Origin of the sequence: Pseudomonas sp. 10B238 (assembly GCF_000970615.1) — a bacterium.
Lineage (GTDB): Bacteria > Pseudomonadota > Gammaproteobacteria > Pseudomonadales > Pseudomonadaceae > Stutzerimonas.
The window spans coordinates 79,251-93,765 of sequence record NZ_KQ033929.1 but is presented as its reverse complement, the minus strand read 5'-3'; the positions used below and the strand labels follow the sequence as shown (position 1 = coordinate 93,765).

The following is a 14,515-nucleotide window of genomic DNA, read 5'->3' as shown; positions in this document are numbered from 1 at the left end:
ATGAGTCCAGTCTAGCCGTCTCGCTGCGGCCGCGGTTTGCGTTGACGCAACGCAACGTCAATGCAGCGGAACGTGGCGGCTCATCAGTGCGCGCAACGCTGCCGGCTTGACCGGTTTGGCGAGAAAGTCCAGCCCCGCCGCATGGATCGCCGCGATCAGCTCCGGACGTCCGTCTGCACTGATCACCACTCCGGGCACCGGCTCGCCGAGGCGGGTGCGCAGCCAGGCCATGAGCTCCGAGCCGGTCTCACCGTGATCCAGGTGGTAGTCGACCAGCACCAGTTGTGGGCGCACGTCCTCACGCAGCAGTGCCTCGCATTCGGCCCGGTTACTGGCCGTCCAGACCTGGCAACCCCAGCGCGACAACAGGCTGTTCATGCCCACCAGAATGCTGTCTTCGTTGTCGATGCACAGCACCTGGATGCCGGTCAGAGCGGTTTGCTGCGCTTCGCCATTGCCATTGCTGGTGACCTGTCGGAGCACCTGGCTGGCGATCGGTACCGTCACGCTGAATACACTTCCTTTGCCGGGCCAGGAGCGAACCGCCAGCGGATGGTTGAGGACCTGGCAGAAGCCGTCCGCAATCGCCAGACCCAGTCCCAGGCCTTTCTCGGCGCGCGTCTGATGGCTGTCCAGCCGTTTGAACTCCTCGAAGATCACTCGCAGCTTGTCTTCGGCGATGCCCGGGCCGTGGTCCCAGACTTCGAGACGCAAGGAGGAGCCCTGGCGGCGCACCCCTAGCACCACGCGACCTTTGGCGTAGCGGAAGGCATTGGTGAGGAAGTTCTGCAGCACCCGGCGCAGCAGGCGGATGTCGCTGTCGACCCGTAGTCGGCTGCCATGCACCCTGAAATCGACGCCTTGTTCGGCGGCGAGCATGGTGAACTCCGTGGTCAGCGTGTCGAACAGGGTCGCAAGCGGGAAGGGGTTGCGGTCGGGGGTGATGCGACCATTTTCCAGGCGCGAGATATCGAGCAGGTCGGAGATCAGGTCTTCGGCCGAGCGCAAAGAGCTGTCCAGATGCCGAACCAGATCCCGCGCTTCCGCTGGCAGCGCATCGTGTTGGTGTGACAAGGCGGCGGAAAACAGTCGCGCCGCATTCAGCGGCTGCATCAGGTCATGGCTGACCGCGGCAAGGAAACGCGTCTTCGATTGGCTGGCTGCCTCGGCCGCGCTCTTGGCGGCCGTCAGCGCCTTGTTCAGTTTGGACAATTCATGGGTGCGCTCGCTGACGCGCTGCTCGAGGCCTTCGTTGGCGTCCTTGAGGGCGCGTTCGGCGTCGCGGTAGGCGGTGATGTCACTGAAACTCATGACGAAGCCGCCGCCGGGCATGGGATTGCCGATCAGTTCGACCACCCGGCCGTTAGGGAACGTGCGCTCCGAGGTGTGCGCGCGCCCCTGGCGCATCCAGTACAGCCGCTTGGCCACGTGGGTGTCCGGGTCGCCAGGTCCGCAGAGGCCACGTTCGGCGTTGTAGCGGATGATGTCGGCGATGGGTCGGCCAATGTAGACCAGCCCGTCCGGGTACTCGAACATTTCCAAGTAGCGGTGGTTCCAGGCCACCAGCCTTAGCGACTGGTCGACCACGCTGATGCCCTGAGTGATATTCTCGATCGCGCCCTGCAGCAGCGCGCGGTTGAACTGCAGCACTTCCGATGCTTCACCGACAATGCGCACCACGTCATCGACCTGCATGTCGCGGCCTTCCAGCGCGGCCTTGACCACGGCGCGGGTGGACGAGGCGCCCAGCACACCGGCCAACAATCGCTCGGTATGGGCGATCCATTGACCGTCGGCCTGCTGCCGGGGTGAGTAATCATGGCCGTGGCGCCGGGCAAAGCGCTGGAAGCTGAGTTCGGCGCGCTCGGCGCCGACGAAACGTGAGGCCAGCAGGAGCAGATCCTCGACCTGCACGGCCAGCAGCCGGCGGCTGCTGGCCGTGGGGTGAATTTCCTGTCCGATGAAACGGCTGGCCTGCCAGTGTTCGGCGACACGTGTCTGCGACAGGATTGACACCCAGAAGAACAGCGTCGCGTTGCCCACCAGCGACAGGGTGACGCCAAGCGTCAACGCGCTGGTATTGAATGGCAGATCGGTTGTGTACATCCACTGCAGGCCAGGAAACATCTCCAGCGGCCAGCCGAGCAGCGGCAGAATCAGCGTGTAAAGCCAGATCAGTCCGCCTGCGGTGAGGCCAGCAAACACACCGCGGCGGTTAGCCTGTTTCCAATACAGCGCGCCGACCATGGCCGGGGCCAACTGCGTGAGCGCGGCAAAGGCGATCTGGCCGATGGTCGCCAGGCTCGCGCTGGAGCCCAGCAGGCGATAGCTGACATAGGCCAGCAGCAGGATCGCGACGATGCTGATCCGGCGCACCGAGAGCATCCAGTGGCGGAACACTTCGAAAGGTTGCTCGGCTTCCTTGCGACGCAACAACCAGGGCAGCAGCATGTCATTGGACACCATGGTCGACAGCGCCACGCTGGCCACGATCACCATGCCGGTCGCGGCCGACGCGCCGCCGATGAACGCCAGCAGCGCCAGGGCAGGATGGGACTCGGCCAGTGGCAGGCTGATCACGAAGGAGTCCGGGCTGACGCCGCTGGGTAACAGCAGCTGGCCAGCCAGGGCGATCGGAATGACGAACACGGCGGCCAGTACCAGGTACAACGGGAACACCCAGCGGGCCAGGCGAAAATCGTGCGGTTCGATGTTTTCCACCACCGTCACGTGGAACTGGCGTGGCAGGCAAACGATGGCCATCAGCGCGACGGTGGTCTGCACCATCATGGCTGGCCAGTTCACCGTTTCCTGCCAGAACTCCGAGAGTTCGGGGGCATCGTGAGCCCGGTTGAACAGGTCGCCAAACCCATCAAACAGACCAAAGGTGACGAAGGCACCGATCGCGAGGAAGGCAAACAGCTTGACCAACGACTCGAAAGCGATGGCCAGGACCATGCCGCGGTGGTGCTCGGTCACGTCCAGGTTTCGGGTGCCGAACAGAATGGTGAACAGCGCCAGCACCATCGATACGATCAGCGCGGTGTCCTGCGCGCCGGAGCCGGCCGCGGCCTCGCCCTCATTGCCCACCAGCAGGTTCACGCCGAGGACGATGCCCTTGAGCTGCAGTGCGATGTAGGGCAGCACGCCGACCAGGCAGATGAGCGTCACCACCACCGCCAGCGGTTGCGATTTGCCATAGCGCGCGGCGATGAAGTCCGCAATCGAAGTGATATTTTCCTGTTTGCTGATCATGATCATCTTCTGGATGACCTGCGGCGCCAGCAGCATCAGCAGAATCGGACCAAGGTAGATCGGCAAGAAGGCCCAGAGTTGTTCAGCCGCCTGGCCGACCGCGCCGAAGAAGGTCCAGCTGGTGCAATAGACCGCCAGCGACAGGCTATAAACCCAGGCACGAACCCGCGGCGACAACTGGCTGCGGTTGCGATCCCCGTAAAAGGCAATGGCAAACAGCACGGCCATATAAGTGAGGGCGACCAGCGCAATCAGCCCACCGGACAACGACATGCGAACTCCAGATGTACATAAGTAAGCGGGCTTCAGCCTGGCCGTTTCCACAGAGTGGTCGATCCATGCCAGGCCGGGCAGCGCTCACCGTCGCCGGTAGGTAGCCTGACCACTGAAGCTGCGAGTCAGGGACAGCCAATGAATGGTGACTACCGGGATGGTGCTTGGGGCTGCCCAGGCTCAGCAGGTTTCGATGGCCGGAAGCTACCGCTCGTTGAAGACTTGAAAGGGTAAAGTTTCGCAGTAAAACGGGGCGGCGTGTTGCGGCTGCGACCATGGTCGCATGAGCTGGGCAAACACGACTGAGTCCGCCGCAAAGCACTGCGCTAGACAATCTGCATGCCGGGTCTGGTGATTTGCAGGTTCCGCGCGGTCCGGGTGCCGTTGATCCGAAGCGAGCCACTAGACTGATGCCCGATTGGCCACGTCGCGCTGGCCCATTCATGACCGGGGCACTTACTGCTGCCTCTGCGATCACAACAGGGCCTCATTCCGTTCAAGTCTGGAGAAAAAACTGATGTTCACGCCGGGTCCGGTCACCTTGCAGCGGGGCGCCCTACGGTTGGAGCCGCTGGTAGAAGCCGACATTCCGGCCTTGGTTGAACTGGCCGAGCACAACCGCGACGAACTGATCTACCTGAACGGGCCCTTGCGCCCCGATTGGTATCGCCTGGCCGTGACCGAACAACGCCGGGGTCGCGCCGTAGTGTTCACCCTGCGCATGGCCGAGCGCATCGTGGGTACGACCCGCTTCGCCGACTTCAACCCGGCATTGCCTGCCGCAGAACTGGGTTGGACCTGGATCGACAAGGCCGAGCATGGCAGCGGCCTCAACGGCTCGATCAAGCACCTGCTGCTCAAACATGCTTTCGAAGACTGGCACCTGGTGCGCCTGCAGCTGAAGACGGCGGCAAGCAACATGCGCTCCCAGCGCGCGATCGAAAAGCTGGGTGCACAGCGTGAAGGACTCTTGCGCAATCACCGGCGACTCGCCGATGGCCGCCTGGATGACACCGTGCTGTACAGCATCACCGACCGCGAATGGTCGGCCGTCAAGCGCTTGCTCGAGCCTGCCACGCGCTGAAACCGCCTGAGCCGGTCGGGCCCGGTTCGGCCTTTGATTTCGGCCTGGGCAACCAAAACCCAATATGCCGGCCATCGCCCTCGGGGCTCGACTTGGGGTAATGTTGGGTCCCTTCAGGAACGCTGCGTCAGCGTTCATCAGCTTGTCTTCAACCTTTCCCTATGCTCCGGCCAAGACGGCGGTGCGTAGCTCATCATCGTTTGCGGTGCATATCTAAGGAGCCCCGATGTCCCGCTCGCAAGAGTTCTTGCATGGCTGCCGCGATATCCTGCCGCTTATCGTCGGCGCCATTCCCTTTGGCATCATTTTCGGAACGCTGGCTATTGGTGCAGGGTTGTCTAGCTGGCAGGCCATGGGTATGTCCGCGCTGGTGTTCGCCGGCTCGGCGCAATTCATCGCCATTACCTTGATTACCGGTGGCGTGGGTGCAGCGGTGGTGTTACTCACGACCTTCGTGGTCAACCTGCGGCATGCGCTTTATAGCGCTTCGATGCAGCCTTTCGTCCGGCATTTGCCGAGCCGCTGGCGCGTGCCGCTGGCGTTCTGGCTGACCGATGAAGCCTTTGCCGTTATCCAGCATCGTTATGCTCGCGATGATGCTTCACCGTACAAACACTGGTTCTTCCTCGGCGCTGGCCTGACCATGTATCTGAGCTGGCAGCTGGCGACGCTTGCCGGTATCGCCTTTGGCCAGGCTGTGCCCAACGTTGCCAGCTGGGGCCTGGACTTCGCCATGATTGCCACCTTTATCGGCATTGCCGTACCCATGATGCGCACCCGCCCGCAGGTGGCATCAGCGCTGGTGGCAGCGGGCGTCGCGCTGCTGACTTGGGAGCTGCCCTACAAGCTCGGCCTCATCGCCGCAGCGCTGGCCGGCATTATCGTTGGCGTCTGGCTCGAGCGACGGGCCGAGCGCCAGCTTCAAGCGGAGGCGTGCTGATGCAGATCTGGTTGCTGATCTTGGGAATGCTGGTGATCACCTTTCTGACTCGATACAGCTTCTTCGCCTGGCCCAACCTGCGCTTTCCGCGCCTGGTGGAGCAGGGGCTGCATTACGTACCCGTCGCGGTGTTGACCGCCATCGTAGTGCCAGGGATGTTGATGCCAGCCGGCGAATGGGCAATGAACTGGCACAACGCCTACCTGCTGGCGGGTGTGCTGTCGATCCTGATTGCGGCCTTGACCCGAAACTTGCTGGCGACCATCGCGGGCGGGCTGCTGTTCTTTTTTCTGTTGCGCTGGGCGTTCGGGCAGTTGCCCCTGTGATGGGCTGCCCAGTCCGCGATACGGGCATGGCAGTGCTGTGCCTTTACCGGACCCTTAAGACTCAAATAGCCGACGTCTTATCCATGGAAGCGGATCGATGACCAAGCCTCACTCGCAATTCACCTTGTTCGGCAAGCGGCGCTTCCTGCCGTTCTTTCTGACGCAACTATCGGGCGCTTTCAACGACAACCTGTTCAAGCAGTCGCTGATTCTGGCGATCCTCTACAAGATCGGCTCGAATGCCGACACCAGCTTGCTGATCAATCTGTGCGCGCTGCTGTTCATCCTGCCGTTCTTTCTGTTCTCGGCGCTGGGCGGCCAGCTGGGCGAGAAGTACGCCAAGGAGCGGCTGATCCGGGCGATCAAAGCTGGCGAGATTTTCATCATGCTCGGCGGTGCGGCCGGTTTGTTGTTGGGCAACCTGCCGTTGCTGCTGACCGTGCTGTTCTGTATGGGGACTCAGTCCGCGTTGTTCGGGCCGGTCAAATACTCGGTGCTGCCGAAGCTGCTTGAGAACCACGAACTGGTCGGCGGCAACGCGCTGGTGGAGATGGGCACCTTTTTGGCTATCCTCGCCGGCACCATCACCGCGGGCGTTATGATGGCCAGCGAAGGCTACGCTCAACTGGTCGCCGGCAGCGTGGTGCTGGTGGCGGTTGCCGGTTACCTCGCCAGTCGAGCAGTGCCTGTAACCGGTGCGTCCTTGCCGTCGCTTGAGATGGACTGGAATTTGTTTCGTCAGACCGGCGCGATCCTGCGGATGGGGCTGGGGCAGCGCCTTTCGGTGTCGCGCTCGCTGATTGGCAACTCGTGGTTCTGGTTTCTTGGCGCGACCTACCTGACCCAGATCCCGGCCTATTCGAAGGATCTGCTGCATGGCGACGAAACTGTCGTCACGCTGATCCTGACGGTCTTCTCGGTCGGTATCGCTCTTGGCTCGCTGCTCTGCGAGCGGCTATCCGGCCACAAGGTGGAGATCGGGCTGGTGCCGTTCGGCTCCTTTGGTCTGACGCTGTTCGGCTTGCTGCTGTGGTGGTGGTCGGGCGGCTTTCCGCAGGCTGCGATGCCTCATGACTGGCTGGCGTTGCTGGGCATCGGTCAGGCCTGGTGGATTCTTGCCTCGGTGCTTGGCATCGGTGTGTTCGGCGGCTTCTATATCGTGCCGCTGTACGCGTTGATCCAGGCGCGCACGCCGGAGCATGAGCGGGCGAGGGTGGTGGCCGCAAACAACATCCTCAATGCGCTGTTGATGGTCGCGTCGGCGCTGGTCGCCATCCTGCTGTTGAGTGTCGCGGAGCTGTCTATTCCGCAGCTGTTTCTCGTGGTGTCGTTGATGAACGTGGCGGTCAGCGCCTACATCTTCAGCATCGTGCCGGAATTCAGCATGCGCTTTCTGGTGTGGCTGCTCGGCCACTCCATGTACCGGGTGCGCCATCAGGGACTGGACGCGATTCCCGAGGAGGGTCCGGTAGTGCTGGTCTGCAACCACGTGTCCTATGTCGATGCGCTGCTGATCGCTGGAGCGGTGCGCCGGCCCGTACGCTTTGTCATGTACTACAAGATCTTCCGCATTCCGGTATTGAACTTCATCTTTCGCACGGCGGGCGCGGTGCCCATCGCTGCGCGTCATGAAGACGAGGCGATCTATACCGAGGCGTTCGAGCGCGTCAGCCACTACCTCAGCAATGGCGAAGTGGTGTGCATCTTTCCCGAAGGCAAACTCACCACCGACGGCGAGATCAACGAGTTCAAGGCGGGTGTTGAGCGCATCCTCGAGGCGAACCCGGTGCCCGTGGTGCCGATGGCGCTGCGTGGGCTGTGGGGTAGTTTTTTCAGTCGCGATCCAGACAAGGGCTTCTTCCGACGGATCTGGTCGCAGGTGGACCTGATCGCCAGTTCGCCTGTCGCCGCGAGCGAAGCCAGCCGTCAGCAGTTGCAGGCGCAGGTCAATCTGTTACGCGGCGACCGGCGCTGAGCGCAGGTCGCCGTGTCGTGTGGTCTATTTGATCTCGATCCTCTCCAGCAGATAGGCCTTGGCGCTGGCATCGCCGACCCGCGCAGCCTCGTCGGCCAGGCGCAGCGCGCGCTCCAGGTCCTTGCTCGCCAGCGCTGCGTCGATGCCCTGCCGGTAGTACGCCTGGGTTTCCGGCAGAACTGCCGGTGCGGGCACTGGCGGTAAATCGTTACCCATTTCGCGGCCGATGCTATAGGAAGGCACATAGGTATTGGCCTGCTGACCGGCGACCTTGTCCTCGATAAGCACCATCTTCACGACGCCAGTAGGTGAATGCTGCGCAACCGGGTCGGGCAGGCTCGGTGGCTCATTACCCAGCGCCCTGGCGTAGGCCTTGGCCGGGTGCTCAAGCACCGTTTGGCCGTCTAGCTGGGCTCCGTCTGCATACAGCACCAGGTAGTACTCGTTGCCCGGGTTGTTCAGGTAGGTGCGATCGATGCGCAGCCGCGCGTCCAGGCTGTCGCCTTTAAGGCCGGAAGCGGGGGCATAGGTGAAGTCATCCGCATCCAGAATGCGGGTGGGCCGCAAGCGGCTGTCGAGCAGCATCACGCTGGGGGCCAAAACGGTCTTACCGGCTTGGCTGTAGAGGCGGATCTCGAAGGACTTGCTGTCTTTGGGCAATGCAAAGGCGCGGAAAAAGCTCTTGCCATTGTCAAAGCGATACGCCGGCGCCGAGGCGTCGAGCGTCGCGTTCCCGTTGAAGCTCGTGGGAAGTGGCTGGAAGGGAAAATCAGCGATCGTGTCGCAGCAGATCGATGCCTTAGCCAGCGCCTGACGGGCAGTGCTCGCAGGCTGTTCCAGCTGCGCGGGTGTATGGGTCAGCGCGTCCACTCGGCGCAGGGGTTCGCTACCGCATCCGGCAGCCAGCGTAATGGCGAAGCCAAGCAGGGAAGTTCTCAGATAGCTCATAAGGGCAACTCCAGTCGCCAATCGAAAAAAGACCCCGACCAGCCACGGTCGGGGTAAAACACCGCCAAAACGGTGGGAGCGGAACATGCAGTGCATGCCGATAGCAGCGGGCGATACGGAAGGAGAACACCGCTACGCCTCGCCGCACCTCAGGCGATTACCACCAGGCTTCGGCCTGGACGCCAAAGGTCAGACCGTCGTCTTCACCCGCGTCGATGGATTCGCTAGCGGCCTGATAGCGGCCGCCGTCCCACTGGGCATAGGTGGCAAACACGCGAATCTGCGGACGTGCCCAGAAGCTGCGGCCAGCTGACCACTGCTGGGCGAGGGTGAGTTTTTTCAGGTCGCGGCTGCGCTCGCCATCGGCCTGCGGGTCGATTCGGTCATAGCCGAATTCCAGCGCGGTGCTCATGACGTCGGTCCACTTGTAGACCGGGCGCACACCGAAGGAGAGCCATTGCTGGCCGGACTCGTTGTCGAAGTCGCGGTCTTCATAAATCTGGACGTACATCATCTCGATGTTATCGGTAATGCCGACCACGCCCTGGTTGACCAGGCGCAGCATGTCGCCGTCGCTGTTGCCGGTGTTGTTGCGGCCGCTGGTGGCGATGATGCCGTCGGTGCCGTATTGAACGGCGAGCTTGTTGTAGCCACCGAACCACCCCGCCTGGGTGTGTTCGAGCGTAACCAGGTGACCTTTCTGGTCCTGGTAGCCATCGTCACGTTCCTGGAAATCGGTCAGGTTGGCCTTGCCGTAGTCGTAACCGATCTCCAGCTTGCCGTTGGGGTTGACGTCGATCTCGCCGATGCGGAAGTCCAGGGTGTCGTTGGCCAGGTTGGTGCCGGTGCCCGAGCCCTGATAAGTCCACTCACCGTCGGTATTGCGCATCCAGGCGATGCTGGCCTTGCCGAAGCCCAGATCAATGTCTTCGATGCCGGCGCCGGGGCCGGATACGTCCCAGTAGTAGTAGTCGTTGATGTGCACGTCGTGGCGCTTGTAATAGCGCTTGCCAGCCCAGATGTCGGCGCCCGGCAGACTCTCGATCAGGTTGTGACCGACCACGTTGAACTGGCGGATCGCGACGTCGCCGCTCTCATCAAAGGGGTTATTGGCATCGCCATCGGTGTCGGTGCGGGTTGCTTCCCAGTCATTCGCCTGCCGCGAGTTGTAGGCGATCATGGTGTCGACGTAGAAGCTCTGTTCGCCTTCCTTCCAGACTTCCTGGCCGAGACCGATCTCGGCATAGGTCTCGCACTCGTTGCCCAGGCGGTACTTGGCGGGAGCGCCGGCTGCCTGAAAGCAAGCCTGGTCGCCACCGCCAACGGTGGTGCCGACGCCTGAGCGCAAATAGCCGTGAAAATCCACCGCATGCGAGGGCATTGCCGCTATGAGGGCTGTGCAAAGCAGGGTCGGTTGCAGAAGACGTACGGATCGTTGGGGGTTCATCGCGAAGTCCTTTGTTTTTGTTGTTGGTCTGTGCGGCCGGCGAGCTGCGGCCGGCTGGTCCACGGCAGCTGTCGGTGTTTGCCACTGCCCGGGTTGCTGCGCCGAATTGGGCTGGTGGCGACCGAAAGCCTGCGGATCGGCGACATTCGCGACATCCTCCCGACCGATCTTTTTTGAGGCGGAGCGGTGGGGCGTAGCGGGGGAGGAGGGAGACGAGCACGCGCAGCAGTGCCCATTACGCCTGGCCACTAAGCCCGGGAAAAACCGTGGGGGGAGGTATGGTCAGCGCAATCACCGGCGCAGGCTGGACCGGCCAATGAGGTTCGCATTGGCCGTTGCATCCGGTTTCCGGGGTTGCCGGTAATCGTGTCGGGTGCTCACAACAACGGGCGCCAATAACCGGGTGACCAGTGCCGAAGGCGCGACAACCGTAGGGCGTTTATAACGCTTGCCTGCCGGGCCCGTTCGGGCCCGGCTCCCTATTCGGTTGCCCATGCCCGGCCGCAATTTGACTAGGCGATCTGCCAGCGCTCGGCCAGCTGTCGTGCCCGCCGCAACTCCTCTATTAGCTGTCGTTGTGGCTCGACGGGTAGCAATCGCTGCAGGTCGCCATGCCGCTCGCGCGTGGTGCGCTCCAGCCAGCCAATGCGCGCAAGAGTCGAGGCGGTGCAGGTCTGGCCGCTGAGGTCATCGTGCAGATCGAGCCAATGCGAACGCCAGGCTTCCTTCAGGTACAGCGCTTCGAGATCACCGCGCATTGCGTGCTTCCATTCACCAATGATGCCGGCCAACCAGTCGAGTACTGTCGAACTGGCGCCGCGCGCATCAAGCTCCATGTGCAGGCGCCCATATGCCTCCAGGGCGATGCGTTTCTCCAGCGCAAACGCGGCCAGCGCGAGCGGCTCCTCCCGTTGCTCCAGTGTTAAAAGATGTGCGAAGTATTGGCGCGTCTCGAAGCGCTCGGCGGCGTGAAATTGAGGCATTTCGGTGCCGTTGCTGTTGAACTGACGCAGTGGGTCGAAGCGGTACATATAGCCGAAGTCGAACAGCCGCACGTGGCCGTCATCCAATGTATTGCCGGGACATAGATCCCATTCGAACAGCCCGCCGAGCAACAATGCCACCAGCATCTCGAACAGCTGCGTCAGCTGTCGCTCGTCCCAGACCGCGATGGGGTCGCCCTCAATCCAGGGCGAAAGCAGTACGCCTTGGCGATAGCTTCCATAACAGGTGTCGACGATGCCGACCAGCCGCTCGCCGAGAATCGGGTCGCGCTTGAGCTCGCGCAAGTCCGCACGGCGTTGCACCTCATTGAGAAAGGACGTCTGGCCATCAGTGTTCTGCACCAGGCACCTCTCGCGGGCGCGTTTGAGCGTCCAGCTCCGACCCTGCGCCTCGATCCGGTAGACATGCGCTGTGAGCCCGCCGGAGAGTACGCGGCTGACGTAGTCTTCGCTGCCGTCGGTGGTCGCCAGGGTTGCCAGCGGTAGCGGACAATCGTCCGGGTGCCCGACTTCCAGTTCGGCATTGCTGGCGATGAAAGCCAGCTGCGCTTGCTGGCGCGTGTTCAACGTGTTCATGGCGAGGTCTCCGCACAGGGTGCGCTATGGATGAGATTGCATGGATCGGTCGCGGCGTGTCGGGGTCGATAGGAGAACAGACGTGGAGGTGAACATGGCCGATGTGTACAAGACTGAAACCATCACGCGGGCCGAGGTCGACTCGCTCGACGGGGTAACGGTGCTCGACTTCGGCACCAACTGGTGCGGACATTGCCGCTCTGCCGAGCCGCACATCGAGCGGGCGCTGGCCGAGTATCCGCAGATCAACCACATCAAGGTCGAGGACGGTCCGGGACGCCCACTTGGGCGCAGCTATCGCGTCAAGCTCTGGCCAACTCTGGTCTTCGTGCGTCTCGGTCAGGAGCTGGCCCGAGTGGTGCGGCCGACCGACGCCAAGGTGGTCGGCGATGCAGCTGCCCAGGCCACCAATCCGCTCAGCGATTGACCAGAGCCCCCGCCTGCACCACGACGACCCTGTCGTTGCCCTGTACCCGCGAGAACGCGTAGGGCTGATCTGAAAGCTGTTGGTGCCGGCCGGCGCCAATGGCTGGATGCCGTGCGCGGAACTGACCGATTCGTTGCCAGTGATCGATTAGCGCAGCGATCTCGGGTTTGGTGTGCTCGCTCCAGTTCATATCTGACCGTGTGCCCTGGTAGGGGTCGGAGCCGGTGGGGCCGAAAGCGCGGGCGCTCTCGTCGCCGTAGTAGATTTGCACGGCGCCGGGGCTCAGCAGAAGCGCGCTGGCAAGGCCGCGTTGACGCTCCAGGTCGTGCTGCGCGCTGAACAGCGCGGTGTCATGGGATGAGGCATAGCTCATGAAGTTATGCCCGGGATTGTCCGCCAGCAGCCTGGCGTAATGCCCGTAGCTCTTGTCGGCCCGGACCAGGCAATCGCTGGCAGCTCCGGCGACCTCCTGCTGGAAGGCAAAGTTGATCAGCGCATCGAAGCCGTTGCTCTGGTAATCGCTGATTTCCGGCCCGTGGCCAAAGACTTCGCCCACCATCCAGAACGGCTCACCTGCGAGCGGGTCGTCTGGATTGGCTTCAGACCAATCGCGCCGGGCCTGGTCCGCCTGCTGACGCAGCTGCGCCCACGCGGTCGGCTCGACGTGCATGACGGTGTCGGCGCGAAAACCGTCGACGCCGAATTCGCGCACCCAGGTCGTCAGCCACTCGTTGAGGTAATCGCGTACGCGGTAACCGTCGCGTTCGACGGCGCGGGTGGGTTGCTTGTGACGAAGAAATTCAGGCAGGCGAACTGGTGTTTCTGATTCGGTGCGAAAGTCAGGCAAGAACGCCAGCGACCCTTTCAGCGGGTCCACCAGAACGCTCGGTGGCACCGGGTAGTCGGCAATACCGGCGCGCACCCAATCCTTGTCCCACCAGCGAGACCAGGCCGGGTGATCGTAATCGATCAGATTGTGGTAGGCGTGCAGGTGCTCGTAGGGCTCTGGCTGCCAAGCGGTCCAGCGTTCGGGCAGGTATTGCGCCATCCCGTCTCGCAGGCCACCAAAGCCAAACTGCTGCATGTCCGCCAGGGTGGAGTAGCCAGCGTGATTGAGCACGACGTCGAACAACACGCGGATGCCGCGGGCATGTGCCTGCTTGATCAGCTCTCGCAGGTCGGATTCGGTGCCCATATTGGCGTCCAGCTGGGTGTAATCCAATGCGTAATAGCCGTGGTAGGCGTAATGGCGAAAGTCGCCTTTATCGCCGCCACCGACCCAGCCGTGTATCTGTTCATAGGGGGCGCTGATCCACAGCGCGTCCACGCCCAGCTTGGCCAGGTAATCGAGCTTGCTGGTCAGCCCTTTGAGATCGCCACCATGAAAGGTGCCGATTTCCTGAGCGCCGTCGGGCTCACGGCCATAGCTACGGTCGTTGTTCGGGTCGCCATTGGCGAAGCGGTCGGTCAGGGCGAAATAGACGGTCGCGTTGCGCCAGTCTCGCGCCCGTTCCGGGCGCGCCTCGGCGGCCTCGATCAGCAGTAAGCCGTTGCTGCCGGGTGCCGGGGTCAGTTCGACCTTGCCGTCCTTCACGATGGTCGTGTTGCCGCTGTAAGCGTCGCGCAATCGCTGGCCATCCTCGAATACCCCAGCGACCGGAACCTGTACGGCTTCGCCATTCCATGGTTGGCAGACCTGCTCGACCGGCTCCTGCGATTGGCGACTGGGCAACAACCGCAGGTTAGCGTCATCGCCCGTCTGCACCAGCAGGCGGTAGCGCCCCGGTTTCACTACATCGAAATCGAAGCGATCGCCGGCGTTCAGCGCGTGGCGTTGAAACGGCTTGAGCGGCTTCTGTTCGGCCTCGCCAGTACCCAGTTCGAGGGTGCCTTTGGTTAGCTCCAGCTCAGCCGCGAAGCGATCCTCGGCTAGCGTTTCCCAGGCCGGTTGCAGAGGCTGACCGTTCAGTCTGATAGGGACTTGCGGTTCCGCTTGTATAACGGGTGCGAGCAGTCCGAAACAAAGGGCTAGGATAGGTGGACTAAGGGGCGGCAGAGGGCGCATGTCCGGCTCCGGCTTGGCGGGGAAGAGGCGTTATTCAAGCCTGTTTTCGTCGACCCGTGCAGGCTGAGTAAGGGCGATTCGAGGGCTCTGCGGGTGCAGTGCGAATGCAAAACTACGCCCTGCTTCTACGCCCCTCATCCTCCCTTCGGGGAGGATGTCTTCGCCCACTGGCGGGGCGAGTATGGATGCACTGCG

General features: G+C 62.6%; 10 protein-coding genes. 5 read left to right on the top strand and 5 right to left on the bottom strand.

Annotated elements, in window-relative coordinates; translation table 11 throughout:
- Positions 1–57 precede the first annotated feature (57 nt).
- Positions 58–3,528 (bottom strand): hybrid sensor histidine kinase/response regulator, encoded by a 3,471-nt coding sequence (locus RT21_RS05155; protein ID WP_046161893.1) that lies wholly within the window; start codon positions 3,526–3,528, stop codon positions 58–60.
- A gap of 517 nt (positions 3,529–4,045) precedes the next feature.
- On the opposite strand from RT21_RS05155, the gene RT21_RS05150 reads away from it, so the two are divergent.
- The 4 genes from RT21_RS05150 (at position 4,046) to RT21_RS05135 (ending at position 7,853) form a co-directional block, all read left to right on the top strand.
- Complete coding sequence (locus RT21_RS05150) at positions 4,046–4,612, top strand: GNAT family N-acetyltransferase (RefSeq protein WP_046161892.1); 567 nt, start codon at positions 4,046–4,048, stop codon at positions 4,610–4,612.
- 226 nt (positions 4,613–4,838) lie between these two features.
- Positions 4,839–5,552, top strand: coding sequence for an AzlC family ABC transporter permease (locus RT21_RS05145; RefSeq protein WP_046161891.1), 714 nt, complete (start codon positions 4,839–4,841; stop codon positions 5,550–5,552).
- The gene (locus tag RT21_RS05140) at positions 5,552–5,878 is read left to right on the top strand and encodes an AzlD domain-containing protein (protein ID WP_046161890.1); all 327 of its coding nucleotides are present in this window, start codon (positions 5,552–5,554) and stop codon (positions 5,876–5,878) included. The genes RT21_RS05145 and RT21_RS05140 overlap by 1 nt, the downstream gene beginning before the upstream one ends.
- Positions 5,879–5,975: 97 nt before the next feature.
- Positions 5,976–7,853, top strand: a complete 1,878-nt coding sequence (locus tag RT21_RS05135; protein ID WP_046161889.1) for an MFS transporter — start codon at positions 5,976–5,978, stop codon at positions 7,851–7,853.
- 24 nt (positions 7,854–7,877) lie between these two features.
- Here RT21_RS05135 and RT21_RS05130 read toward each other — a convergent pair whose 3' ends face one another.
- The 3 genes from RT21_RS05130 to RT21_RS05120 all read right to left on the bottom strand — a co-directional run bounded on the left by RT21_RS05130 (position 7,878) and on the right by RT21_RS05120 (position 11,828).
- On the bottom strand, positions 7,878–8,801 hold the full coding sequence (locus RT21_RS05130) for a MalM family protein (protein WP_046161888.1): 924 nt from the start codon (positions 8,799–8,801) through the stop codon (positions 7,878–7,880).
- 157 nt (positions 8,802–8,958) lie between these two features.
- Positions 8,959–10,248, bottom strand: a complete 1,290-nt coding sequence (locus RT21_RS05125) for a maltoporin (protein WP_046161887.1) — start codon at positions 10,246–10,248, stop codon at positions 8,959–8,961.
- A gap of 512 nt (positions 10,249–10,760) precedes the next feature.
- Positions 10,761–11,828: a protein kinase family protein gene (locus tag RT21_RS05120; RefSeq protein WP_046161886.1), complete on the bottom strand. Its 1,068-nt coding sequence runs from the start codon at positions 11,826–11,828 to the stop codon at positions 10,761–10,763.
- Between the two features lie 94 nt (positions 11,829–11,922).
- Here RT21_RS05120 and RT21_RS05115 point away from each other — a divergent pair, with 94 nt between their 5' ends.
- Entirely contained in the window at positions 11,923–12,255 is a 333-nt protein-coding gene (locus tag RT21_RS05115) for a thioredoxin family protein (RefSeq protein ID WP_046162117.1), read from the top strand.
- Here RT21_RS05115 and RT21_RS05110 read toward each other — a convergent pair.
- Positions 12,245–14,320 carry an alpha-amylase gene (locus RT21_RS05110; protein ID WP_046161885.1) on the bottom strand — a complete coding sequence of 692 codons (2,076 nt, stop codon included), beginning with the start codon at positions 14,318–14,320 and terminating at the stop codon, positions 12,245–12,247. The genes RT21_RS05115 and RT21_RS05110 overlap by 11 nt on opposite strands.
- Positions 14,321–14,515 lie beyond the last annotated feature (195 nt).

Bases quoted from the DNA above. Each gene is read 5' to 3' on its own strand.
- RT21_RS05140 (WP_046161890.1), top strand. From the start codon at position 5,552: ATGCAGATCTGGTTGCTGATCTTGGGAATGCTGGTGATCACCTTTCTG.
- RT21_RS05135 (WP_046161889.1), top strand. From the start codon at position 5,976: ATGACCAAGCCTCACTCGCAATTCACCTTGTTCGGCAAGCGGCGCTTC.
- RT21_RS05130 (WP_046161888.1), bottom strand. From the start codon at position 8,801: ATGAGCTATCTGAGAACTTCCCTGCTTGGCTTCGCCATTACGCTGGCT.
- RT21_RS05110 (WP_046161885.1), bottom strand. From the start codon at position 14,320: ATGCGCCCTCTGCCGCCCCTTAGTCCACCTATCCTAGCCCTTTGTTTC.
- RT21_RS05155 (WP_046161893.1), bottom strand. From the start codon at position 3,528: ATGTCGTTGTCCGGTGGGCTGATTGCGCTGGTCGCCCTCACTTATATG.
- RT21_RS05125 (WP_046161887.1), bottom strand. From the start codon at position 10,248: ATGAACCCCCAACGATCCGTACGTCTTCTGCAACCGACCCTGCTTTGC.
- RT21_RS05150 (WP_046161892.1), top strand. From the start codon at position 4,046: ATGTTCACGCCGGGTCCGGTCACCTTGCAGCGGGGCGCCCTACGGTTG.
- RT21_RS05145 (WP_046161891.1), top strand. From the start codon at position 4,839: ATGTCCCGCTCGCAAGAGTTCTTGCATGGCTGCCGCGATATCCTGCCG.
- RT21_RS05115 (WP_046162117.1), top strand. From the start codon at position 11,923: ATGGCCGATGTGTACAAGACTGAAACCATCACGCGGGCCGAGGTCGAC.
- RT21_RS05120 (WP_046161886.1), bottom strand. From the start codon at position 11,828: ATGAACACGTTGAACACGCGCCAGCAAGCGCAGCTGGCTTTCATCGCC.